The organism is Mycobacterium sp. IDUB_21 (assembly GCF_055419425.1).
Map to the genome: position 1 here is coordinate 90,827 of NZ_JBVAXQ010000006.1, position 21,914 is coordinate 112,740.

At 66.8% G+C, this 21,914-nt stretch carries 19 protein-coding genes; 12 read left to right on the top strand and 7 right to left on the bottom strand.

Annotation, left to right across the window (positions count from 1 at the left end; genetic code table 11):
- Nucleotides 1-6: 6 nt before the first annotated feature.
- The 6 genes from ACZYY4_RS11230 to ACZYY4_RS11255 are packed head-to-tail and all read left to right on the top strand — an operon-like array spanning nt 7 to nt 5,507.
- Nucleotides 7-438 carry a hypothetical protein gene (locus ACZYY4_RS11230; protein ID WP_463810065.1) on the top strand — a complete coding sequence of 144 codons (432 nt, stop codon included), beginning with the start codon at nt 7-9 and terminating at the stop codon, nt 436-438.
- Complete coding sequence (locus ACZYY4_RS11235; RefSeq protein ID WP_463810066.1) at nt 435-1,706, top strand: cytochrome P450; 1,272 nt, start codon at nt 435-437, stop codon at nt 1,704-1,706. Before ACZYY4_RS11230 ends, ACZYY4_RS11235 begins: the two co-directional genes overlap by 4 nt.
- Complete coding sequence (locus ACZYY4_RS11240; RefSeq protein WP_463810067.1) at nt 1,703-2,755, top strand: NAD(P)H-dependent amine dehydrogenase family protein; 1,053 nt, start codon at nt 1,703-1,705, stop codon at nt 2,753-2,755. Before ACZYY4_RS11235 ends, ACZYY4_RS11240 begins: the two co-directional genes overlap by 4 nt.
- Nucleotides 2,756-2,769: 14 nt before the next feature.
- Nucleotides 2,770-3,825, top strand: coding sequence for an NAD(P)H-dependent amine dehydrogenase family protein (locus ACZYY4_RS11245; protein ID WP_463810068.1), 1,056 nt, complete (start codon nt 2,770-2,772; stop codon nt 3,823-3,825).
- Nucleotides 3,822-4,247, top strand: a complete 426-nt coding sequence (locus tag ACZYY4_RS11250) for a hypothetical protein (protein WP_463810069.1) — start codon at nt 3,822-3,824, stop codon at nt 4,245-4,247. The genes ACZYY4_RS11245 and ACZYY4_RS11250 overlap by 4 nt, the downstream gene beginning before the upstream one ends.
- A 24-nt stretch (nt 4,248-4,271) precedes the next feature.
- Nucleotides 4,272-5,507: a cytochrome P450 gene (locus ACZYY4_RS11255; RefSeq protein ID WP_463810070.1), complete on the top strand. Its 1,236-nt coding sequence runs from the start codon at nt 4,272-4,274 to the stop codon at nt 5,505-5,507.
- On the opposite strand, the gene ACZYY4_RS11260 is transcribed toward ACZYY4_RS11255, so the two are convergent.
- Nucleotides 5,504-6,922 carry a WS/DGAT/MGAT family O-acyltransferase gene (locus ACZYY4_RS11260; protein ID WP_463810071.1) on the bottom strand — a complete coding sequence of 473 codons (1,419 nt, stop codon included), beginning with the start codon at nt 6,920-6,922 and terminating at the stop codon, nt 5,504-5,506. The two genes, ACZYY4_RS11255 and ACZYY4_RS11260, sit on opposite strands and share 4 nt — an antisense overlap.
- Before the next feature lie 53 nt (nt 6,923-6,975).
- Nucleotides 6,976-8,208, bottom strand: coding sequence for an alpha/beta hydrolase fold domain-containing protein (locus ACZYY4_RS11265; protein ID WP_463810072.1), 1,233 nt, complete (start codon nt 8,206-8,208; stop codon nt 6,976-6,978).
- A gap of 88 nt (nt 8,209-8,296) precedes the next feature.
- On the opposite strand from ACZYY4_RS11265, the gene ACZYY4_RS11270 reads away from it, so the two are divergent.
- From ACZYY4_RS11270 to ACZYY4_RS11280, 3 genes are read left to right on the top strand one after another with little or no spacing between them, the layout of a single operon-like run.
- Nucleotides 8,297-9,202 carry an alpha/beta hydrolase gene (locus ACZYY4_RS11270; protein WP_463810073.1) on the top strand — a complete coding sequence of 302 codons (906 nt, stop codon included), beginning with the start codon at nt 8,297-8,299 and terminating at the stop codon, nt 9,200-9,202.
- Nucleotides 9,203-9,206: 4 nt separating this feature from the next.
- The gene (locus tag ACZYY4_RS11275) at nt 9,207-10,268 is read left to right on the top strand and encodes an acyl-CoA dehydrogenase family protein (RefSeq protein ID WP_463810074.1); all 1,062 of its coding nucleotides are present in this window, start codon (nt 9,207-9,209) and stop codon (nt 10,266-10,268) included.
- 1 nt (nt 10,269) lies between these two features.
- A complete protein-coding gene (locus ACZYY4_RS11280; RefSeq protein WP_463810075.1) occupies nt 10,270-11,433 on the top strand; it encodes an acyl-CoA dehydrogenase family protein in 1,164 nt (387 codons plus the stop codon).
- A 29-nt stretch (nt 11,434-11,462) separates the two neighbouring features.
- Here ACZYY4_RS11280 and ACZYY4_RS11285 read toward each other — a convergent pair whose 3' ends face one another.
- Nucleotides 11,463-12,440, bottom strand: a complete 978-nt coding sequence (locus ACZYY4_RS11285) for a MaoC family dehydratase (RefSeq protein ID WP_463810076.1) — start codon at nt 12,438-12,440, stop codon at nt 11,463-11,465.
- A gap of 27 nt (nt 12,441-12,467) precedes the next feature.
- On the opposite strand from ACZYY4_RS11285, the gene ACZYY4_RS11290 reads away from it, so the two are divergent.
- Nucleotides 12,468-13,631 (top strand): acyl-CoA dehydrogenase family protein, encoded by a 1,164-nt coding sequence (locus tag ACZYY4_RS11290; protein ID WP_463810077.1) that lies wholly within the window; start codon nt 12,468-12,470, stop codon nt 13,629-13,631.
- A 14-nt stretch (nt 13,632-13,645) separates the two neighbouring features.
- Nucleotides 13,646-14,689 carry an FAD/NAD(P)-binding protein gene (locus tag ACZYY4_RS11295; RefSeq protein WP_463810078.1) on the top strand — a complete coding sequence of 348 codons (1,044 nt, stop codon included), beginning with the start codon at nt 13,646-13,648 and terminating at the stop codon, nt 14,687-14,689.
- Nucleotides 14,690-14,704: 15 nt separating this feature from the next.
- Here ACZYY4_RS11295 and fadD4 read toward each other — a convergent pair whose 3' ends face one another.
- The 4 genes from fadD4 to ACZYY4_RS11315 all read right to left on the bottom strand — a co-directional run bounded on the left by fadD4 (nt 14,705) and on the right by ACZYY4_RS11315 (nt 20,955).
- Nucleotides 14,705-16,234, bottom strand: a complete 1,530-nt coding sequence (gene fadD4, locus ACZYY4_RS11300; protein ID WP_463810079.1) for a fatty-acid--CoA ligase FadD4 — start codon at nt 16,232-16,234, stop codon at nt 14,705-14,707.
- Nucleotides 16,235-16,365: 131 nt separating this feature from the next.
- The gene (locus ACZYY4_RS11305) at nt 16,366-18,186 is read right to left on the bottom strand and encodes a phosphoenolpyruvate carboxykinase (GTP) (RefSeq protein WP_463810080.1); all 1,821 of its coding nucleotides are present in this window, start codon (nt 18,184-18,186) and stop codon (nt 16,366-16,368) included.
- A gap of 133 nt (nt 18,187-18,319) precedes the next feature.
- Complete coding sequence (locus ACZYY4_RS11310; protein ID WP_463810081.1) at nt 18,320-19,972, bottom strand: hypothetical protein; 1,653 nt, start codon at nt 19,970-19,972, stop codon at nt 18,320-18,322.
- Nucleotides 19,969-20,955: a hypothetical protein gene (locus tag ACZYY4_RS11315; protein ID WP_463810082.1), complete on the bottom strand. Its 987-nt coding sequence runs from the start codon at nt 20,953-20,955 to the stop codon at nt 19,969-19,971. The genes ACZYY4_RS11310 and ACZYY4_RS11315 overlap by 4 nt, the downstream gene beginning before the upstream one ends.
- 160 nt (nt 20,956-21,115) lie before the next feature.
- Here ACZYY4_RS11315 and trmB point away from each other — a divergent pair, with 160 nt between their 5' ends.
- The gene (gene trmB, locus ACZYY4_RS11320) at nt 21,116-21,907 is read left to right on the top strand and encodes a tRNA (guanosine(46)-N7)-methyltransferase TrmB (protein WP_463810083.1); all 792 of its coding nucleotides are present in this window, start codon (nt 21,116-21,118) and stop codon (nt 21,905-21,907) included.
- The last annotated feature ends 7 nt before the right edge of the window (nt 21,908-21,914 follow it).

Consider the following 21,914-nt stretch of genomic DNA (forward strand, 5'->3'; position numbering starts at 1 on the left):
ACAACTGTGACAACTCCGTCTCCCACAGCGGACCAGGAAAAGGCTGACGACCTGCCTCCGGGGACTACGCCCTATTACGCCAACATGCACAAATGGATCAAACGCGCGGTTCTGGTGTGTCTGGTCGCCCTGGTTATCGAGGGCGCTTTCACGCTGCCGTTCATGGCGATCTACTACGGCTACCCCACACTGAGCCTCACCCAGGTCTGCAGTGAGCTGCTCAAGGTCCGCTACTCCGACGACACATTGGAGTGCAAGGTCCCCTACCCGCCGCTGGGACCGCCCGAGGGCGCTGAGGGCAAAGACACCGCTCAAGACGTGTGGGGCATCCAACCGATTCCGAAATACCACCGACTGGGGTTCCGGGAACTCGTGCGCATCCACGACGAGCGCGTCGCACGTCAAGCCGCCGAGCAACACGAAGCTGCACACCCATGACACAGGTGCCAGCGGCTCCCAAAAGTGCCGACGAACATGCCGAGAACTGGGATCTTCGCCATGAAGATTTCAACGACAACGACTTCCTCTACGACGTCTACTCGCTCATGCGGGAGAAGGCGCCGTTCGCCCACACCGACACACCGTTTCTCAGTGCCACGCCCGGCGGCGCATGGGTGGCCGTGCGCTACGAGGAGTGCTACAGAATCCTGCAGGATTGGCAGCACTTCTCCAGTGGCGCGACGCCGGAGGCAGCTGAACAGCTCGCCGGTGACCTGGTGATCACCCTTGACCCGCCGCGGCAGCAGAAGTTTCGCCAAGTCCTCAACCCGTACTTCTCGCCGGCGCGAATGAAAGCGTTACGAACGCAGATCAGAGCCGAAACCGACCGATTGATCGACACTTTCGTCGAGGTGGGCTCTGGCGACCTTGCAAGGGTAGCGTGGCAGCAGCCCGGCATTGTGCTGTTCAAGTACATGCTTGGTATGCCGGTCGACGACGTTCCGTTGTGCACCGAGTTGACCGACACCGCGCTCAACGGCGAGACCGAGCAAACCCGCATGACGGCCTGGGCAGGGCTGTATCAACATCTGCACAACGCCGTGACAGCGCGTTCCGGGCAGCCGGCCCAAGACGACATGATCGGCGTTCTTCTTGCCGCCGAGATCGACGGGGAAAAGCTGCCGTTCGAAAGTGTCGTTGCCAACGCGATGCTGCTGGTGCAGGCCGGTCTCGAAACGACGGCGAGCGTCATGTCGTTCGCGTTCCACTACCTCGCTACGCATACCGAGGAACGCGATCGCCTCATCAAGGAACCCGACCTCATGCCCAGGGCGGTTGAAGAGTTCATCCGATTCGGTGGATCAATCCATGGCATTCCCCGAACCGTGGCTGCCGAGGTCGAGCTGGCCGGCCAGTCCTTTTGTCCCGGCGAATCGGTGTTGGTCAACTACGCATCCGCGAACCGCGACGCCGAGATGTTTCCCGAGCCGGATCGCTGCATCCTCGACCGCCGGGAAAACCGGCACTTGGGCTTCGGGGCCGGTGTTCATCGCTGCGTCGGTTCAAACCTGGCGCGCCTCGAACTCCAGGTCGGCATCGAGCAGGCCCTGATGCGGATGCCCGACTTTGCGCTGGCCCCCGGCGCCGAGGCAGTGTTCCAGGGCAATTCGGTGACGCGCGGATATCGTCGCATTCCCGTCACGTTCACCGCGGCTGCGCGGTCGACCGCGGGTGACGATATGGCCGTGACGGGTTCAAGCCCGTGACCTATCGACTTGTTCAGTGGACAACCGGCAATGTCGGCAAACGGTCCGTGCGGGCGGTCGCCTTGAACCCGAATCTGGAACTCGTCGGGTGCTACGCGTGGTCGACGGACAAGGTCGGTCGCGATGCCGGGGAGCTGTGTGGCATCGAACCTCTGGGGGTGAGGGCGACCAACGACGTCGGCGCCCTGCTGGCTCTCAAACCCGACTGCGTGGTCTACAACCCGATGTTCGCCGACGTCGACGAGATGTGCCGGATCCTGGGCGCGGGCATCAATATCGTGTCCACGTCCGAGTTCGTAACGGGACACTTCTTCGGCGAGGGTCGCGAGCGCATCGCAACGGCATGCAAGCAGGGCGGCTCGACCATCTTCGGCAGTGGTATCAACCCGGGCTACATCCAGCTCTTCGCGATCGTTTCGGCCGGACTCTCGGAGCGGGTGGACAAGGTGTCCATCCTCGAAGCCATCGACACCACGATCTACAACTCACCCGCCACCGAAAAGCCCATGGGATTCGGGTATCCCATCGACCAGCCTGATCTGCAAGAGATCACCGCAAAGGGTTCGGCCATCTTCCGCGATGGCGTGTTGCTGGTCGCCGACGCGCTCGGAGCGCAACTCGACGAAGTGCGTTGCGACGTCCAGTACGCCCAGACCACCGAGGATCTACATCTGCCGGGCAACTGGACGATCGCCAAAGGCTGCGTCGCAGGCGTGGATGTCGGCTGGAAGGGAATCGTCGCCGGCCGGGAAGTGATCGAGATCCGTGGGCGGTGGCGCAAGGGCCAAACACTGGATCCGAACTGGGAATTGGACATGGGCTACACCATCGAGGTCCGGGGCACACCGACGATCAAGACCACGCTGAGCTTCCTGCCACCGCCAGACTTCGCCGGTGAGACGTTGGACGACTACATCATGCTGGGTTTGTCCCTCGTCGCGATGCCCGCGATCACCGCGATACCGGCGGTTGTCGCGGCGCCTCCCGGGGTCGCCACCTACAACGACCTGCCACTGCTACTTCCACGTGGAGTTCTTGCAACCAGATGAGCCCAGGAGAACTGATGCCGGACAGGACATATCGTGTCATCCAATGGATGACGGGGGACGTCGGTCAAGTCGGGATTCGACACTTCGTCGACAGCCCCGTGTTCGAACTCGTCGGCGTGCTGGTGCACACCCCCGAAAAGGTCGGTAAGGATGCCGGTGAGATCGCCGGCATCGCTCCCATCGGTGTCATCACCACCGACGACATCGAATCGATCGTGGCCACCGAGGCCGACTGCGTCTTCTACACGCCGGTGATCATGGACGTCGACACCGTGTGTCGACTACTGCGATCCGGTAAGAACGTCATCACAACCAGTGGCTTCTTCCATCCGACAGCGGACTTTCGTGAGCACGAAGCCAAGATCCGCGCCGCCTGCCGGGACGGCGAAACCTCGTTCCACGGCGGCGGAATTCACCCGGGCTACGCGGGCGACACACTGCCGCTCACGCTGGCCCGCGTGGTCAGCAAGATCGAGAAGATCCAAGTCTACGAAGTAGTCAACGTACTCACCGATGCACCGCTCGACCACATCGATTGGCTCGGGTTCGGCAAAGAGAAGGACACGTTTCTTTCTGAACCAACGATCTTAGGCCTGGGAGTGCCCTTCTTCGCGCAGTCGATGCACATGATTGCCGACGGTCTCGGCGTGACGATCGACGAGGTGACAGCGGATCTGAGGGCCGCTTCGGCAACCCAGGACATCACGCACGAGTTGGGAGTCATCCCGCGCGGGACGGTCGCCGCACAGCACCACGAGTGGACGGCCTGGGTCAACGGCAGTCCACTCATCGTCTTCCACGCGATCTATACGGCGGGTGGTCCCGACAGTCTCGAGCCGGGCTGGGATTGGGGAAGAACGCGGTACCGGATTGTCATCGAAGGCGATCCGCCATGCGAACTGACGCTCGAAGGCACCGCCAGGCCGGATGGAGAGATGGCTCACCCCGGCTACACCTGGACCGCGATGGGCGCCATCAACGCAATACCCGATGTGTGCGACGCCGCACCGGGCTGGGTCACTCATCTGGATCTCGGATTGGTTCGGCCGCGTGGCCTGGTGCGCAAATGAGCACCGAGGAGGAACCACCCCGACTTCATCATGTCGTGTTCGCCATAGCGCCCGAACGGCACGACGCGGCGGTGCAGATGTTCAGCGACCTGGGCTTCACATTCGAGAACGTCGAGCTGACCGAACTCGGTCTACATGTTCACCTGGACTGGAATCGAGGCATCGAGTTGATCAGCCCGCTACCAGGAGCAACCGCTTCAGTCGCGGCATCGGTGACCGAATTTCTCAGCAGCTGCGGCGATGGTGTCTACACCGTCGTGGTGCGGGTCGCGAAGGCCTCCGCGGCCGAAGCCGTTGCCGAGCGCTACGGCGGGACAACCCGTTTCCGCCAGGGCTTCTCCGGCGAGGGATCGTATCTCGACGAGATCGACTTGTCGGTGTGCGGGCTCCCGCTCACCTTTCTGGCGACCAACGTGCCGTGATCATGCATGCAGTGAAGGAGACGTATGACCATCGATACGGCTAAGCCAAGTGTCTTCGATGCGGGCCTGCCGACGCTCGACTACGACTTCACCGCGACCCCGCAGGAGATCTACCCTCAATTTCGGGCAGCGCAACAGGTTGCGCCGATTGCGCTGGGACCCGTGGGTCCTGAAATCTTGTCCTATGAGCTGGCCCGAACCGTTCTCGGCGACCCGCGATTCGGCATTCCTGCGGGCATCCACCTCAGCGCTCATGGCGTGACGTCGGGCGAGCTGTGGGACAGAGTGACCCGCAGCATCCTCTGCATGGATGGTGCCGAACACCGTCGGCTGCGTGGCCTCGTTTCACGGTCCTTCACTCCACGCGCGACTGCTCGGATGGATGACACCATCCACGCGGTCATCAATGAGCTCATCGATGGTGTCGCAGCGGATGGCTGTTGCGAATTCGTGGAAGCGATTGCGCGGCCTTACCCGGTCCCGGTCATCTGTGCGCTGCTCGGCGCTCCCCGTGAAGACTGGAGAGCGATTTCGAAGTGGGCGGAAGACATCTTCAAGGTGGTCAGCTTCGATATCAACCTCGTCGAAGAGGAGCCCACCGTGTTGCGGGCGTGGGACGCGTTCGACGACTACATCGACGACATGATCGCCCACCGGCGCAAGCAGTTGACGAACGATCTGCTCTCCGAGCTCATTCGCGCTGAGAACGACGGCGACCGGCTCAGTGCCGGCGAAGTGCGCATGCTGGCGTTCAGCATCCTGCTGGCCGGAACTGATACCACTCGAACTCAATTGGGTGCTTCCATGCAGGTTCTCTGTGACCACCCGGATCAGTTTGCGCTGCTTCGAGACCGCCCTGAGTTGGCAATGAACGCCGTCGAGGAGACGATGCGCCATTCACCATCGATGTGCAGCACAGTTCGCAGCGCCCTCGAGGATGTCACCATCGGTGAGTACACGTTTCCTGCCGGCACCTTTATCATCGTGAATACCTATGCGGCCAACCGTGATTCAACAATCTACGATGATCCGACTCGCTTCGATATCACCCGCAGTGACCCCCCGCCCATCTTGACGTTCGGCGGCGGTGCTCACTATTGCCTCGGAGCGAACCTTGCCAGGCGCGAACTGTCCGAAGCGCTCAAGATCCTCGCGCACCGGATGCCGAACCCTCGCGTGGCCGGACCGGCGCCCTGGCGGCCACTGCTGGGAATGAGCGGGCCGACCAGCCTGCCGATAGCGTTTGAAGCTGGCGTCTAGGCCGGCGCCATCGCCGTCTCGACGGCCGTGAGCTTCTCGGAAAGCCCTGCGGCACGGCGTATCGCAATGAACTCGTCGACCATCGCGGTACTCACCTCGTGCGGGTCGTCGACGGTGGCACCGTCGGACAAGACGGAGATGTTGAGCTGGTCCACGTAGCTCCACACGGTGATGTTCAGTCCGCTGCCGGCGGTCAACGGCCCCACCGAGTAGATCTCGGTGACCAGGGCGCCGCCGACCCGGCCGCGCTCCCGCGGGCCGGGCACGTTGGAGATGTTGAGGTTCAGCACCTTGTTCTGGCCGTCGCGGCTGGACAGCCACCGGAACAGTGACTCCGTCGACGCCGGCGGGAGGTACGCAGACCACCGGCTGATCAATTCCGGCCCGACCAGGTGGTGCGCCTCCTTGGCCAGATTGGCGGCCTCCCTGGCCTTTTGGATACGCGTCAGCACGTCGTCGACGTCGACGGGCAGCGCCACCAGCACCCCGGAGAACCGGTTGCCGGAGATCCGGTCGGGGGAGAAGTCGAAGCTCATCGGCACCGACGCCAGCAGCGGGTGATCCGCCTTCCCGTCGTGGTGCAGCAGCAGCGTCCGCAACGCGCCGGCCGAGATGGCCAGCACCAGGTCGTTGATCGTGACCCCCAGCTGCTTGCTGGTCGACTTGATGTCGGCCAGTGCGAGGGTGGCCGTGGCGAACCGGCGTTCCGGGGTGAGCATGTGGTTCATGAAGCTCGGTGGCGGCGTGAACGGCCGGGTCAGGTCGGCGGACAGTTTGCGGGTGCTGCGCCTGACCCGCCCGACACCGGCCGCGGTGTAGCCGATCGTGGCCGGTATCTTGCCCAGCTGCCGCAGGTGGTCGCGGAACGCCGAGCGCACCAGTTGGCCGCTGGTCGGGGCCGGATCGGTTTCGTAGGACTCCCGCTCGGACTGCGGGCCGGCCACCAGGTCCATGCCGCGGGCCATCAGGTTCGCCGATGCGATCCCGTCGGCGAGCGCGTGGTGGATCTTGCCGACCACCGCGATCCGGTTATTCGCCAGGCCCTGAATGAAGTACATCTCCCACAGTGGGCGGCTGCGGTCCAGTGGGGTGCTGGCGATCTCCCCGATGGCCTCATCGAGTTCGCGGCGGCCGCCCGGCGCAGGCAGCGACCACGGCCGGATGTGGTAGGTCAGATCGACCTCACAGTTCTCCCGCCACATCGGGTGGTGGATCTTGCCGGGGATGTCCACCAGCTGGTAGCGGAAAGGCTCCAGCTTGTAGAGCCGACTGTGGATCACCCGGCGGAACGCCGCGACGTCGAACCCGGACCGGTCGGCATCCAGCTCGATGATCGCGACCTTGAGGGTGTGCATGTGCACGTTCGGCGTCTCGCTGTAGAGCAGGACCGCGTCCCACCCGCTGAGGCGTTTCACCGCCGGTCACTTCCCATCCAGCGACCATACCGCTCACCGGCGGCCGACGGTGTTCAGATGACCTGTTTGCTGCCGATCGTGGTGCGGTCCCGGTGAATCTGGTTGAGGAACAAGCCGATTGCTGTGCTCACGGCACCGGTACGAGCTCCGTCGGTCATGTCGAAACCATGCCCTGCTCCGGGTAGCTCCAGGTACCCGACCTTGGAGCGCGACACCGCCCGCAACCGGTCGGCGAAGTCGCGGGCCTGTACCACCGGGATGACGGTGTCGGCGCTGCCGTGCACGACCATGAACGGAGGCGCCTCGGGATGCACCAGCGCGATCGGCGAGGCCTTCCGGTAGATGTCGCTGTGACGCCGGATCGACCTGCCGACCACGACCCGCTCCAGGAAGTCGACGAACGCGACCCGTTCCGGGGTGGACCGGTCCTGCCAGTCGTAACGGCCGTAGATGCCGATCACCGCGTCCACCGAGGTGTCGGCGCCCTCCGGTAGCCGGTCGGCGAATTCCCGATCGCCCCCCGCGCTGCCGGTCAGCCCGGCCAGTGCTGCCAGATGCCCGCCGGCCGAGGAACCGGCCACGGCGACGAAGTTGCGGTCACCCCCGTACTTGTCGACGTTGGCGTGTGCCCAGGCGATCGCGGTCTTGACGTCGATGATGTGGCGCGGCCAACGGTTATGCGGCGCGACCCGATAGTCGATGGACAGGCAGACCCAGCCCCGCTCGGCCAGATGCGACAGCAGCGCATAGCCCTGCAACGTCCGACTGCCGTGCACCCAGGCACCACCGGGGACGTAGATCAGCACCGGAGCCGGCGTCGTCGGCAGCTCCCGGGGCGCCCACACGTCGAGCACCTGAGCGGGATCGCTGCCATACCGCACGCCGGAGCGGTGGATGTGGCGGCGATGCTGCAGCGCCTTCCACACCGGCGGCGCCTGCTCCGGTTGGGGCCATTCGATGTCCAGATCGGCGGCGGTGACCACGCCGCGCAGCGCGGCCTGCGAGACCGCGCAGGTCTGCTCCCGCTCCTGCTTGCGGACGGTGGCGGCCCCCGGAGCCAGCCATGACTTGGCCGCGCTCGAGAGGAACTCCGGCATGTGGCGGGTACCCCACACCCCCATCGCAGTCATCCCGCCCAAGGGCTCCAGCCGTTTCCCGACCACCGGCAGGGAAGCTGAAGCGACGCTGAATGCGAGCAGGTAGTCCGCAGGTCGGGCGCGCTTCAGCCAGCGCAGCCGGCCGGTCAGGTTCCAACCGGTCTCCCGGGTCTGCTGTGCTGCAGTCATCGGGCGAGAGTACCGCGCTTACGCCGGCGTAAGCCGCAATCGGGCGGGTTGCCGATGGTAAAGATCCGGCACCGGCGATACTGAGTCGATGGTAAGCAGCGTGTTCCATCCAGACCTGCGCAGAGCCGCCCGATACCTCCCGCGTGGCGGGCTCGGGCCCCGGACACTGCCCGCCATCCGGGCGCTCTCCGGCCTGCAGGGCCGTCGTACGCCGAGCGGCATCGAGGTGCTGCCCCTGCCGTCGGGCGGCAGTTTGCGGGTGTATCGGCCCCGGAAGCCGCAGCATCGTTCCGTTGATCCGGCGCCCGCGCTGCTGTGGATCCACGGCGGTGGTTACGTCATCGGCACGGCCGCCCAAGATGACCGACTCTGCCGCCGGTTCAGCGACGAACTCGGCGTCACGGTGGGGTCGGTGGACTACCGGTTGGCACCGCAGAACCCCTACCCCGCCGGGTTGGAGGACTGCTGGGCGGGGCTGCTGCTGCTGGCCGGGCTGCCCGGAGTGGATCCGGCGCGGGTGGCGATAGGAGGGGCCAGCGCAGGCGGCGGGCTGGCCGCCGCCCTGGCGCAGCTGGCCGCCGACCGCGGCGAGGTCCAACCGGTGCTGCAGCTGCTGGTTTACCCGATGCTCGACGATCGCAGCGCGCAGCTGCCGGTCGATCGGGGCTATCGGTTGTGGAGCCCGCGGAGCAATCTTTTCGGCTGGACGTCATACCTGGGCGATGCGGATCCCGAGGTCGCGGTGCCGGCCCGACGGGCCGATCTGAGCGGCCTGGCGCCGGCCTGGATCGGGGTGGGCACCCTGGATCTGTTCCATGACGAAGATCTGGCCTACGCGGATCGGCTTCGTCAGGCCGGCGTGCCGTGCGAAGTCGAAACCGTCCCGGGTGCGTTCCACGGTTTCGATCTGCTATTGACCAAGGCGCCGGTCTCGCGGTCGTTCTTCGCCAGCCAGTGCGCCAGCCTGCGGACCGCCTTCACACCGAAGGGCTGATCAGGTGGCGAATCCCGGAGAACTGCGCGCGTTGCGCGGTGCGGTCGCCGAGTTGATGGCCAAACAGTCGGCCGACTCCGACATCTGGAGCGAGTTGGCCGCGATGGGCCTGCTGGGGTTGCTGGTGCCCGAGGAGTACGGCGGCGCCGGCGCCGGACCGGTCGAAGTGGGCGTGGTGGCCGAAGAACTGGGCCGGGTACTGTTCGCCGGGCCGTACTTGTCGACGGCGGTGCTCGCAGTGAATCTTCTTGCCGCCCTGGATGACCCGACACAGTGCGAGACCGTGCTGCCGGCGATCGCCACCGGGAGCACCCGGGTCGCGGTTGCTTTCGCCGAGGGCGGCGCGACCCGCCCGCCCGCCGAACCGGCGGTGTCGGCCCGCGGCGACGCGGCACCGCTGGTGACCGGCGAGAAGCGGTTCGTACTCGACGCCGACTCCGCCGACCTGCTCTATGTACTGGCCGCCGCCGACAACGGGCCCGGTGTTTTCGCCGTCGACCCGGCCGGCCCGGGTGTCGCCGTGGAACCGTCGACGACGGTCGATCAGTCCCGCCGGTTGTACGTCGTGCGCTTCACCGACGCGCCAGCAACCCTGGTGGGGGCGCCGGGCGGCGGCGTCGAGGCATTGACCGCGGCACTGGACCGCTCGGCGGTGGCGTTGCTCGGCGAGCAGGCCGGCGCGGCACGGCACGCCATGGAGATGGCCCGCGACTACGCGAAGACCCGCTACCAGTTCGGCCGGGCCATCGGCAGCTTCCAGGCCGTCAAGCACATGTGCGCCGACATGCTCTTGGAGGCCGAGTCCGCGGTGTCGGCAGCACGCCACGTCGCCGCGGCCGCCGCCGACCATTCAGCGGGCTGGCTCGCGGATCTCGCGCTGGCTCAAGCCTATTGCTCGGACGCCTTCGTCTTCGTGGGCGCCACCAACATTCAGGTGCACGGAGGTATCGGGTTCACCTGGGAGCATCCCGCCCACCGGTATCTGCGCCGGGCCCGCAGCGACGCCCAGCTGTTCGGTAGCCCGTCGTGGCACCGCGAGCGCTACCTGCGTGAGATCGGAGCTTGAGATGACGCTGACCGGCCCCGAAGACGACGCACTGCGCGCCGAAGTCCGGGATTGGCTGGCCGCCAACTGGTCACCCGGCACCGACCGGGCGACCTTCGCCACCGCTGTACTCGAAGCGGGATGGACCGCACCGAGCTGGGAAACCGACTGCTACGGGCGCGGCCTCACGGACCGTCAATCGCGGCTGGTGGCTGCTGAATTCGCCGCTGCGGGGGCGCCGGGCACCGGACACGACCGGGCTGACCTGTTCGCCTGCACGGTGCACGACCGCGGCTCCGACGAGCAGAAGCGCAGGCTGTTGCCCCCGGCACTGCGCGGGGAGACCAAGTCGTGCCTGCTCTACAGCGAACCCGGCGCGGGATCAGACCTGGCCGGCCTGCGCACCCGCGCCGAGCGCGACGGTGACGACTGGATCGTCAACGGCCAGAAGGTGTGGACGTCGTTCGCAACGACCGCCGACTACGGCATGCTGGTGGCGCGCACCGACCCGACCGTGCCCAAGCACAACGGAATCACCTTCTTTATGCTGCCGATGCGCCAGCCGGGCGTGGAGATCCGGCCGATCCATCAGATCACCGGCGAATCGGAGTTCAACGAGGTGTTCCTGACCGACGCCCGGGTGCCCGACGCCAACCGGATCGACGAACCGGGCGCCGGCTGGTCGGTGCTGCAGGTCGCGTTGGGCTACGAACGGCGGCTGATGGGCGACATCGCGCGCACTGCCCGCGGCCGACGCGAGAAGTCCGGCGGCCTGGTCGAACTGGCGCGCGACGCCGGCTGCCTCGACGACTCCCATATCCGCCAGCAGATCGCCCGCACGCAAGCGCTGTCCACGGTGAACCGGTGGAACAACCAGCGGGCCAAGACGAGTGCCGAGCGCGCCGAGGCTGCCACCCTGCTGGCGCTCGGCAAGATCGCGATGTCGCGGATCCTGCACGAGACCGCCCGGGTACAGACCGAGATCATCGGCGCCGAGTCGATGTTGAGCGGACCGGAGAACCCGGTCGGTGACGCGGTGACGTTCCGGGCGCTCAACGCCTACTTCACCTCGATCGGCGGGGGCACCGATCAGATTCAGCGCAATATCATCGGGGAGCGGGTGCTCGGGCTGCCCAAGGAGCCGGACCCCTATCGGGATGCCCCGTTCCGCGACCTGCCGCACTAACTTTTACGGTCAGTCCTGCTTCTGGCCCATCAGAATTGCAGCGCGGTGAAACGCCAGTCCAGCACCTGCCGTTCCGCGTCGTCGGCGACGCCGGCCGCATAGACCAGCGACCGCAACCCCAGAACGTTGTCGGTGGCGGATTCGACGTGTAGTTCGCTGTAGAGCGTGTCACCTTCATGAACCGGCCCGGTGTGGTCGCACGACTGCCAGCCCAGCACCGTGACCAGATTCGGCAGCAAACGGCAGGCCTGCGCCAGCGCCAGCCCGATGGTGTGTCCCCCGTAGACCAGTCGCTGACCCGCCACCCGCGAATCATGGTGCGTGGCAGCTATGTTGAGGGTCAGCCGCGCCAGCTCCGGCGCCGAGGTGACCACGTCGGCGCTGCTGGTCAGTACGGCACCTTTCACGCCGGCCTCGGCATGGCCGAAGTGCGGGCCGGGAACGCGCCGCCGGAACTCCTCGGCATCCCAGTGCGAGGTGACGTCGGCCGGCGCCGCGAGTCCGGTGCCGATGACGGACAGGTCGTCGGCGTGGCCGGTGTCGGGAGCATCGGGCGACAGCGGCAGCATCGCGCAACGGTAGAAGTCGAGGACCGGCCGGTCGACCTGGTCGATGGTGGTCACCCGCAGCGCCACCAGCCCGGTGGGCTCGCGGCCGGGTTTGGCCGAGTTCTGTTTCAGCCCCACGACTTCGGTGCGGGTGAACAGGGTGTCACCGATCACCGGGAACCGGAAGAAGGCCAAGCCGCGGTAGAACAGGTTGGCCTTGACGCGTTGGGTGACCACGGTGGACTGCCCGATCGCGACGTCGCAAACCAGCCCGGGGTGGGCCAGTGGCATCGTCGCCCCGGTGACCATCAGGGACAGCTCGGCATCCAACGGCAGCCGCAACCGGTCACCGAGGATCGCCTGGTGCAGCGCCGCGGTACCGGCCGTCAGCGTCATCGCCGGAGCCGCGTCGAAGACTCGGCCGACATGCAGTTCGTCGAAATAGGGCGCGCTGGTCATCGAAGAATCCTGACATACGGTGAAGCGATGAGCTCCGCGCTGACCGACGAAGAGTCGATCCTGGTCGAGACCGTCCGAGCGTTCGTCGACCGGGAGGTGAAGCCGACGGTTCGCGAGGTCGAGCACGCCAACACCTACCCGCAGGCCTGGATCGAGCAGATGAAACACCTGGGCATCTACGGTCTGGCCGTCCCCGAGGAATATGGGGGGACGCCGGTGTCCATGCCGTGCTACGTACTCGTCACCCAGGAGCTGGCCCGCGGCTGGATGAGTCTGGCCGGGGCGATGGGCGGGCACACCGTCGTCGCCAAACTGCTGACGTTGTTCGGCACCGACGAGCAGAAGCAACGGTATCTGCCCGCCATGGCGACCGGTGCGGTGCGGGCCACCATGGCGCTGACAGAACCGGGCGGCGGCAGCGACCTGCAGAACATCGCAACCACCGCGGTGCCTGCTGCCGATCCGGGCACCCTGGTGATCAACGGCTCCAAGACCTGGATTTCCAATGCCCGCCATTCCGGGCTGATCGCCTTGCTGGCCAAGACCGATCCAAAGGCCGCCCCGCGTCACAGCGGGATCTCAGTGCTGCTGGTGGACAACCCGAGCGCCGGATTGGCGGTGTCGCGGGACCTACCCAAGTTGGGCTACAAGGGCGTGGAGAGTTGTGAACTGAGCTTCGACGGCTGCCGGGTGCCGGCGGCGGCGGTGCTCGGAGAAGCACCCGGCGCCGGCTTCGCCCAGATGATGAAGGGCCTCGAGACCGGCCGTATCCAGGTGGCGGCGCGGGCGTTGGGGGTCGCGACCGCGGCCCTGGAGGATGCGTTGGCCTATGCGCAGCAGCGCGAGAGTTTCGGACAGCCGATCTGGAAACATCAAAGCGTCGGCAACTATCTGGCCGAGATGGCCACCAAGCTGACCGCCGCCCGCCAGCTCACCCGCTACGCCGCCGAACGCTACGACAGCGGCGAGCGTTGCGACATGGAAGCCGGGATGGCCAAGCTGTTCGCCTCCGAGGCTGCCATGGAGATCGCCCTGAACGCGGTGCGCATCCACGGCGGCTACGGCTACTCCACTGAGTACGACGTCGAACGCTACTTCCGGGACGCGCCGCTGATGATCGTCGGGGAGGGCACCAACGAGATCCAGCGCAATGTGATTGCCGCGCAACTGGTGGCCCGTGGCGGGATCTGATGGACTATTGAGCAATGGACACTAAGCGATACGGCTGGGCCGTGATCGGGGCGGGCCCGGCCGGTATCGCCGCGGTGGGTCGGCTGCTCGATCACGGTATCGCCGGAGATGAGATCGCCTGGATAGACCCCGAATTCGGCGCCGGTGATCTCGGCGCCAAGTGGCGGGCCGTCTCCAGCAACACCCAAGTCGGACTGTTTCTCGACTACTTGAATGCTTCTCCCTCGTTTCGATTCGGCCAAGCACCCCGGTTTCAGCTGAGCGCCATCGATCCGGAGCAGACCTGCCCACTCGGCATGATCGCCGAGCCTTTGGTGTGGATCTCGGAGCACCTGGGCGGCCAGGTGAGCCCGTTGCGCACGATGGCGAAGGAACTCTGGCTTCAGGACCGCCGGTGGATCGTGCGCACCGACCACGGGGACATCAGCTCGAAGAACGTGATCCTTGCGGTCGGCTCGGTACCCATGAAACTCAACTATCCCGGACTCGACGAGATCCCGATCGAAACAGCCCTCGACCCCGGCAGACTCGAGCAGCTCGCCCTCGACGGGGCAACCGTCGCGGTGTTCGGCTCGTCGCACTCATCGATGATCGCGCTGCCGAACCTCCTGGCGACCAAGCGCAATAGGGTGATCAACTTCTACCGAAGCCCACTCAAATACGCCGTATACCTTGATGATTGGATACTGTTCGACGACACCGGCCTCAAGGGCCAGGCGGCCCAATGGGCCCGGGAGAACATCGACGGGACATACCCTGATCGTTTGGAAAGGTGCTGGGTGAGCGGTCCCCAGTTCGGCGAGCGACTGCAGGAATGCACCCACGTCGTCTACACCGTGGGATTCGAACCCAGACGACTTCCGGTGACCCCGCAGTGGGGCCCGCTGAAATACGATGCCAGCAACGGGATTTTGGCACCCGGGCTGTTCGGTGTCGGCGTCGCGTTTCCCGAATACCGCGTCAATCCATTGGGATCCGGCGAGTACCGCGTCGGGCTGCACAAGTTCATGCAGTTTCTCGGCGATGCCCTGCCGTTGTGGCTGCGCTACAGCACGTAACTGGCGGTCACGGGGTCACGCCGAGTACTTGGCCGCCAACTCGTTCTTGTACAGCTTGCCGGTGTCGGTGCGGGGCAGTTGCGCCTCGAAGGAGATCGAACGCGGACATTTGTAGTGTGCCAACCGATCCCGCAACCAGACCAGCAGCTCGTCGGCGAAGGCGTCAGTCGCATCGGCCGGATCGACGGTCTGGACCACCGCCTTCACGCTCTGCCCCATATCGTCGTCCGGGATCCCGAACACCGCCGCATCCATCACCTTCGGGTGGGTGATCAACATGTTCTCGGCCTCCTGCGGGTAGATGTTCACCCCGCCCGAGATGATCATGTGGTGCCGACGGTCGGTGAGATACAGATAACCCTCCTCGTCGAGGTAGCCGACGTCGCCGACGGTGGCCCAGCCGCGGCTGTCGCGTGAATTAGCCGTCTTGTCAGGATCATTGAGGTATTCGAAGGTATTGCCGCCCTCGAAGTAGATCTCACCGGCCTCGCCCGCCGGCACTTCGTTGCCATCCTCGTCGAGGATGTGGACCGCGCCCATCATCGGCTTGCCGACCGAGCCGGGGTGCAGCAACCAGTCTTCCGCGCTGATCAACGTCGAGCCGTGTGCCTCGGAGGACGCGTAGTACTCGTCGACGATCGGCCCCCACCAATCGATCATCTGCTTCTTGATCTCCACCGGACAGGGAGCCGCTGCGTGCATCACCCGCTGCAGGCTGGAGACGTCGTATGAATCCCTGGTGGCTTCAGGAAGTTTCAGCATCCGCGTGAAATGGGCCGGAACGAATTGGGCGTGCGTGACCCGGTAGCGCTGGATGGCCTCCACGCAGCCTTCCGGATCGAACTTCTCCAGCACCACCGTGGTGATGCCGGCGGCCTGCGCGGTCATCGACCACACCGACGGAGCGGTGTGATACAGCGGCGCCGGGCTCAGGTAGACCGACTCGGGGGTCATCCAGACCGCTACCAGCATCGTCATCAGGCCGGGCGCCTCCGCGGGCGGTAGATGCGGCAGCGCGCGTTTGATGCCCTTGGGTCGCCCAGTAGTACCCGAGGAGTACTGCAGCAGGTCGCCCTCGATCTCGTCCTCGATCGGCGTACCGGGTTGATCGGCAACGCATTCCGGGTAACGCTGCCAGCCGTCCATGTCGTCATCGGCGATCAGCAGCAGGCTGGGCAGGCCGTTCGGCAGATGCTCGCCAAGATTCTCGCAGGTGTTGCGCAGCGCCGCCGAGCCGATGACTGCCTTGGCGGCGCTGTTGTCGATGATGTAGGCGACCTCAGGCGCGGTCAGGTGGGTGTTGATCGGCACGTAGTACAAGCCACTACGCCGCGCCGCCCACATGACCGCATGGATGTGCTCGTTGTTCTCCATGAGGATCGCGACGGTGTCGCCCTCGACCAGCCCGGCGCCGCGGAAGAAGTGCGCCAACCGGTTCGCCCGCGCCTCGAGCTCGTCGAAGGAGATGACGGTGCCGGACGGATGCAAGATGATGGCCGGCTTGCCGGCTCCCCCGTGGCCAGAGGTGTGTTCGCGGATCTGCATGCGCAGACTGTACCGCCGTCAAATTTGACGGGTGTCAAGTGGTCGTGTTGGCACCGCCGAGTGTGCGCAAATCCGGGGATTTTCCCGGCGTGTCGGCCGGGGACGCGCACCCTCGCGGGGAGGGCGGGCGGCTAGCCCAGGCGCTGCTTGAGGGCTTCGAACTCGTCACGCAGGCCGGTGGGCAGCTGGTCGCCGATGAACTCGAACCATTCCTCGATCAGCGGCAGCTCGGCACGCCACTCGTCGGCGTCGACGATCAGCGCCTGCTCCACGTCAGCGGGATCGGCGGCCAGTCCGGCGAGCTCCAGATCGGAGGCGTGCGGCACGGTGCCGATCGGCGTCGACTCGCCGGAGCCCTTGCCCTCGACCCGGTCGATGATCCACTTGAGCACCCGGCTGTTCTCACCGAAACCCGGCCACAGGAAGCGGCCGTCCTCGCCGCGGCGGAACCAGTTGACGAAGAACACCTTCGGCAGCTTCGACTCGTCAGAGTTCTTGCCGATGTCGATCCAGTGCTGCATGTAATGGCCGGCGTTGTAGCCGATGAACGGCAGCATCGCCATCGGGTCGCGGCGGACCTTGCCCACGGTGCCTTCGGCGGCGGCAGTCTGCTCGGAGCCCATCGTGGCGCCGATGAACACACCGTGCTGCCAGTCGCGTGCCTCGCTCACCAACGGAACGGTGGTCTTGCGGCGGGCACCGAACAGGATCGCCGAGATCGGCACGCCGGCCGGGTCGTCCCACTCGGGGGCCAGGATCGGACACTGCGACATCGGGGTGCAGTAGCGCGAGTTCGGGTGCGCGGCAGGGGTACCCGACTCGGGCGTCCAGTCGTTGCCCTTCCAGTCGGTGAGGTGCTCCGGGGTCTCCCCGTCGATGCCCTCCCACCAGATGTCGTTGTCGTCGGTGTGGGCGACGTTGGTGTAGATGGTGTTGCCGGCCTCGATGGTCTTCATCGCATTCGGGTTGGAGCTGTTGGAGGTTCCCGGCGCCACCCCGAAGAAGCCGGCCTCGGGATTCACCGCGTACAGCCGACCGTCCTTGCCGAATCGCATCCAGGCGATGTCGTCACCGAGGGTCTCGGCCCGCCAGCCCGGGATCGTGGGCTGGATCATCGCCAGGTTGGTCTTTCCACAGGCCGACGGGAAGGCGGCGGCAATGTAGTAGGCCTTGTCCTCGGGCGAGATCAGCTTGAGGATCAGCATGTGCTCGGCCAGCCAGCCCTCGTCGTGGGCCATCGCCGAGGCGATCCGCAGCGCGTAGCACTTCTTGCCCAGCAGCGCGTTGCCGCCGTAGCCGGAGCCGTAGCTCCAGATCTCCCGGGTCTCCGGGAAGTGGGTGATGTACTTGTCCTCGTTGCACGGCCACGGCACATCCTGCTCGCCCTCGGCCAGCGGCGCACCCACCGAGTGCAGGCCCTTGACGAAGGCGCCGTCGGTGCCGATCTTCTCCAGTGCCGCGGTACCCATCCGGGTCATGATCTTCATCGAGGTCACCACGTAGGGCGAGTCGGTGATCTCGATGCCGAGCTTCGGGTCCTGCGCACCCAGCGGTCCCATGCAGAACGGGATCACGTACATGGTGCGGCCGCGCATGCAGCCCCGGTACAGCTCCGTCATGGTGGCCCGCATCTCGTCGGGGTCCATCCAGTTGTTGGTGGGGCCGGCACCCTCCCTGGTCCGGGTGCAGATGAAGGTCCGGGACTCGACACGGGCGACGTCGGCGGGGTCAGAGACCGCGAGGTAGGAGTTGGGCTTCTTGTTCTCGTCCAGCTTGACCGCGGCACCGGAGTCCACCAACTGAGCCATCAGCCGGTTCCACTCCTCCTCGGAACCGTCGGACCATTCCACCCGGTCCGGCTGGGTGAGCTCGGCGACCTCTTGAACCCAGGCCAGCAACCCACGGTGTTTCGTCGGGGCGCTGTCCAGACCGGGGATGGTCGCTGAGGTCATTGAACTCTCCTGTTGTAACCTGTGTCACTTCGTGGCGTTGTCGCTGATATGCGCCGCTGTCCACCTCTTATACCTTCATTAGATAAGAGGTTACCGTGGATAACCGCGCGCGGCGAAACGGGCGTCGACCCGACTAGTCGTCGGCCGTCTGGGCGGTGCCCCCGGGACTGAATTCACCCAGTTCATGCGGCGGTCCCTGCTTCGCCTCTCCTCCGTCGAGCCTCACTGAACCGCCCAGTTCATGCGGCGGTCCCAGCTTCGCCTCTCCTCCGTCGAGCCTCACTGAACCGCCCAGTTCATGCGGCGGTCCCAGCTTCGCCTCTCCTCCGTCCAGCTCGGACTGCACCGCGGCCAGTCCTCGCCGTAACGTCGGCAGCTGCCGATCGCGCACCGCGGCGGCCCGAGCGGTCGCGGCGGCGTGCTCGCGAAGTTCCCGGTCCAGCCCGCTGACCCGGTCGGCTGCCCGCGCCGCCTCGGTCTCGTTGCGCTCGGCGAGTTCGGCGGTGAGCGCCGACTCGGCGGCCACCACTCGCAGGGCCACCAGCTCCTGCAGCGCGGAACGCAGCGCTGCAGTTGCGTCGCCGATCCAGCGATCAAGCACCGCCCGGTCGCGCAGCAACCCGCGGATGCGAACCACCCACACCGTGACCGCCACGCCGATGACGACGCACAGCGCCGCGCCGGCCGCGGTGAAACCCGGGGCCAGGTGAGCGAAGAGCCGACTCAGTGTCAACGCCACCCCCAGACCGAAGCCCGCACCGAGCAGCGTCATCAGCTGGGTCTCCAGGCGCCGAGATGCCAGCGCCGGCACGCCGGTCTCGATCTGCGGCGCCGGCTGGGTCACGCCGGTCGCCGCCGTTGCGTCCGCCGACAGGCCCGTCTCGTGGGCGAGGTCGGCCAAGTGCTCGGTGACACCCTGGTCGACCTCCGCCACGACCTCTTCCAGCCGGCCCCGCAGGTAGGCCTCGAACCCGGGCAACCGGCGCCGGGTCATACCCGCGGCATCCTCGGCGAGCTCGGCGCGCACCGAGGCGCAGCGCTTGCGGGCGAAATAAGACAACTGCACCCTGGCCTGGGCAATACGGCTGCGCAACGCGATCGCCCGCTCTGATTTCGACATCCGCCGCTGCCGCACCACCTCGTCGCGTTGCTCCTGCAGCAGCGTCACCCGGGCGCGCCGCCCTTCCGCGCGGGCGTCGCGGTCGATCCGATCTGCGTCGGTGCGCAACTGGAATTCCCAGGACCGCAACCGGTTCCGTCGCTGGACGTCACTGTCACCCAGTTGTTTGGCGAGTTCAGCGACTAGATCGTCCACCTGCGGCTCGCCCCGCTCGGGTTCCGCGGCTGCCCCCACCCACGCCACGTGGCGGTAGCGCGGCGCGTAGTCGGCAAGGGTTTCGCGGGCCGCCTGCTGCATCTCCCGCCACTGGCGATGCACGTCGATCTTGGACACCACACCGATCACCACGTCGGTGTGGGCGGCCGCGGCATCGAGCAGCGCACAGTCCGAGTCGGTCAGTGCCGCGGCCGCCGACACCACGAACACCACGGCGGCAGGCACCTCGCCCGGCGTCAGGCCGGCGGCTTCCACGACGGGCCACTGCGGCAGCTGGCCGGCCAGCGCCGATGCCACCGCGCTGACCCCGGCCAGCCAGGGCCCGGTCACCATGATCACGTCGCGGCGCCGCACGGCCGGCGGACGCGCCCCGGGAGCGATCTCGGCCACCAGAGCGTCCACCCCGGCGGTGGGGTCGTCGTCGGCCGGGTCTGGATCGGAGTCGGTCATGGCCGGCCCCTCCTCGCCGACCAGGACCGCAGCGACCCCCTGGCGATGTCGGCGGCGCAGGCGCGCTGGTCGGCGCCCACCGGCGCACTGCGGTAGGCGTGCCACCGGCGCGCCCGCTGCAGCGCCGGCTCGCCGGGCAGACATTGCTCTCGGACCGCGGCCGCCGCGGCGGCCATCCCCGCCGCCACCGTCGCGTCGCGGTTCACGAACTCATCGATGCGGCTGTCACCGACCGCCAATGCCTCCAGCCGGGCCGCCGCCTCCGACATCCGCCGGTGATGCACGCCGGCACCCAGCGAGCTCAGGTGCGCGACCACGTCGTCGACGCCGCTGAGCCGGCGCAGCAACATCCGGGCCTGCGGCACGGTGCCGCCCCGTCGCGCCAGCTCGAGCACCCGCTCGATCCCGGACAGGTCGAGGGTGGCGCAGAGCCGCTCACGTGCCTGCCGCGGCATCGGGTGCGGAGAACTGACGAAGTGGTCGACGGAGCTGAGGTCGGCGGGTTGCGCGGCGAGTCTGCCCAACGCCGCCCACAGCTCGTTGTCCAGGCGACCGTCCACCGCGGCGAGCGCGAACAACGCCGACATCGGTGCCGCGGCTGCCCCGGTGGCCGCCGCGACGTCGGCGACACCGCAACGCCCGGACAGGTCGGCCTTGTTCAGCAACACCAGCACCGGTCGAGACCGCGCCGCCCGCACCGCGGCAACGTTCTTCCGGTCCTCCGGTTTGACCGCTTCGGCAACGACATACACGGCGACGTCTGCCTCTGGGGCTTTCAGTTCGGGTCCGCGCACGATGCTCACCCCGGCGGCGGCCAGCGCCGCGGCGACGGTGCGCCGGCCCACCCCGCGTCGGCCGCATACCGCGACCTGTAGCGGCGCGGTGACGCCCGCGGCGATCACCGACAGCCGAGGGTCGGAGATCTCACCGGCCAGCCGGGTCAACTCATCGGCGAAGAGCTGGTGCCCCTGTGTCACGACCATGCCTCCCGCACCGCCCCATCGGCCCCTCCCATCGGGGTCATGGTGTCAGCTGCGCGGCCGAGACGCGAGTCACCGGCGGCTGCGACCTGCTGCGACAAGCGCGCCCCGCTTGCAACTGTTGGGTATCAATGTGGACCGCGCCGTGGGTACACATGAATCCATGGGCCACCATGGACTAATGCATGCGCAGCGCGACGTCGAGAATCCATCAGGCGTCCCTGACATCGAGGCACCCGCTCCACGCCGAGGCCGAAACTTCAGCGTCCGCTACCGGCACTCCGCACTCTCCACCGGCCAGCGCCAGACCTGGGATCGGCTCTGGCCCGAGCTGGGCGCGGACGTGGTGCCGCCGGACGGGCGCGGGCGCCCCGATCCGCTGGACCCGCGCCGCTGGTTCGGCCGCGACGCCCCGGTGGTGCTCGAGATCGGCTGCGGAGCCGGCACCTCCACGGTCGCGATGGCCCGGGCCGAACCGGATCTGGACGTGATCGCGGTCGAGGTCTACGAGCGCGGGCTGGCGCAGCTGCTGTGCGCGATCGAGCGAGAACAGCTGGGCAACATCCGGCTACTGCGCGGCGACGGCCTCGACGTGCTGGAACACCTGATCGCGCCAGAGTCGCTGATCGGGGTGCGGGTGTTCTTTCCCGACCCGTGGCCCAAGGCTCGCCACCACAAGCGCCGACTGCTGCAGCCGTCCACCATGGCCCTGATCGCCGATCGGCTGCAGCCGGGCGGGGTGCTGCATGCGGCAACCGACCATGCCGGCTACGCCGAGCAGATCGCCGAGTCCGGCGACGGCGAGCCGGGCCTGCGCCGGGTGACGGACCCCGGGGACCCCTCCAAGGGCACCGGCTTACCGATCTCGGTCGCCCGGCCCACCACCAAGTACGAGGCGAAGGGGCGCGACGCGGGCAGTGCCATCACCGAGTTGATCTGGGAGAAGCCGCTGTGAGCGGCGC

What these genes read in the sequence shown, in the direction of transcription:
- ACZYY4_RS11270 (WP_463810073.1), top strand. Translation starts at nt 8,297, where the DNA reads ATGGTAAGCAGCGTGTTCCATCCAGACCTGCGCAGAGCCGCCCGATAC.
- ACZYY4_RS11310 (WP_463810081.1), bottom strand. Translation starts at nt 19,972, where the DNA reads ATGACCGACTCCGATCCAGACCCGGCCGACGACGACCCCACCGCCGGG.
- trmB (WP_463810083.1), top strand. Translation starts at nt 21,116, where the DNA reads ATGGGCCACCATGGACTAATGCATGCGCAGCGCGACGTCGAGAATCCA.
- ACZYY4_RS11285 (WP_463810076.1), bottom strand. Translation starts at nt 12,440, where the DNA reads ATGACCAGCGCGCCCTATTTCGACGAACTGCATGTCGGCCGAGTCTTC.
- ACZYY4_RS11305 (WP_463810080.1), bottom strand. Translation starts at nt 18,186, where the DNA reads ATGACCTCAGCGACCATCCCCGGTCTGGACAGCGCCCCGACGAAACAC.
- ACZYY4_RS11245 (WP_463810068.1), top strand. Translation starts at nt 2,770, where the DNA reads ATGCCGGACAGGACATATCGTGTCATCCAATGGATGACGGGGGACGTC.
- ACZYY4_RS11235 (WP_463810066.1), top strand. Translation starts at nt 435, where the DNA reads ATGACACAGGTGCCAGCGGCTCCCAAAAGTGCCGACGAACATGCCGAG.
- ACZYY4_RS11255 (WP_463810070.1), top strand. Translation starts at nt 4,272, where the DNA reads ATGACCATCGATACGGCTAAGCCAAGTGTCTTCGATGCGGGCCTGCCG.
- ACZYY4_RS11290 (WP_463810077.1), top strand. Translation starts at nt 12,468, where the DNA reads ATGAGCTCCGCGCTGACCGACGAAGAGTCGATCCTGGTCGAGACCGTC.
- ACZYY4_RS11295 (WP_463810078.1), top strand. Translation starts at nt 13,646, where the DNA reads ATGGACACTAAGCGATACGGCTGGGCCGTGATCGGGGCGGGCCCGGCC.
- ACZYY4_RS11315 (WP_463810082.1), bottom strand. Translation starts at nt 20,955, where the DNA reads ATGGTCGTGACACAGGGGCACCAGCTCTTCGCCGATGAGTTGACCCGG.
- ACZYY4_RS11250 (WP_463810069.1), top strand. Translation starts at nt 3,822, where the DNA reads ATGAGCACCGAGGAGGAACCACCCCGACTTCATCATGTCGTGTTCGCC.
- ACZYY4_RS11265 (WP_463810072.1), bottom strand. Translation starts at nt 8,208, where the DNA reads ATGACTGCAGCACAGCAGACCCGGGAGACCGGTTGGAACCTGACCGGC.
- ACZYY4_RS11280 (WP_463810075.1), top strand. Translation starts at nt 10,270, where the DNA reads ATGACGCTGACCGGCCCCGAAGACGACGCACTGCGCGCCGAAGTCCGG.
- fadD4 (WP_463810079.1), bottom strand. Translation starts at nt 16,234, where the DNA reads ATGCAGATCCGCGAACACACCTCTGGCCACGGGGGAGCCGGCAAGCCG.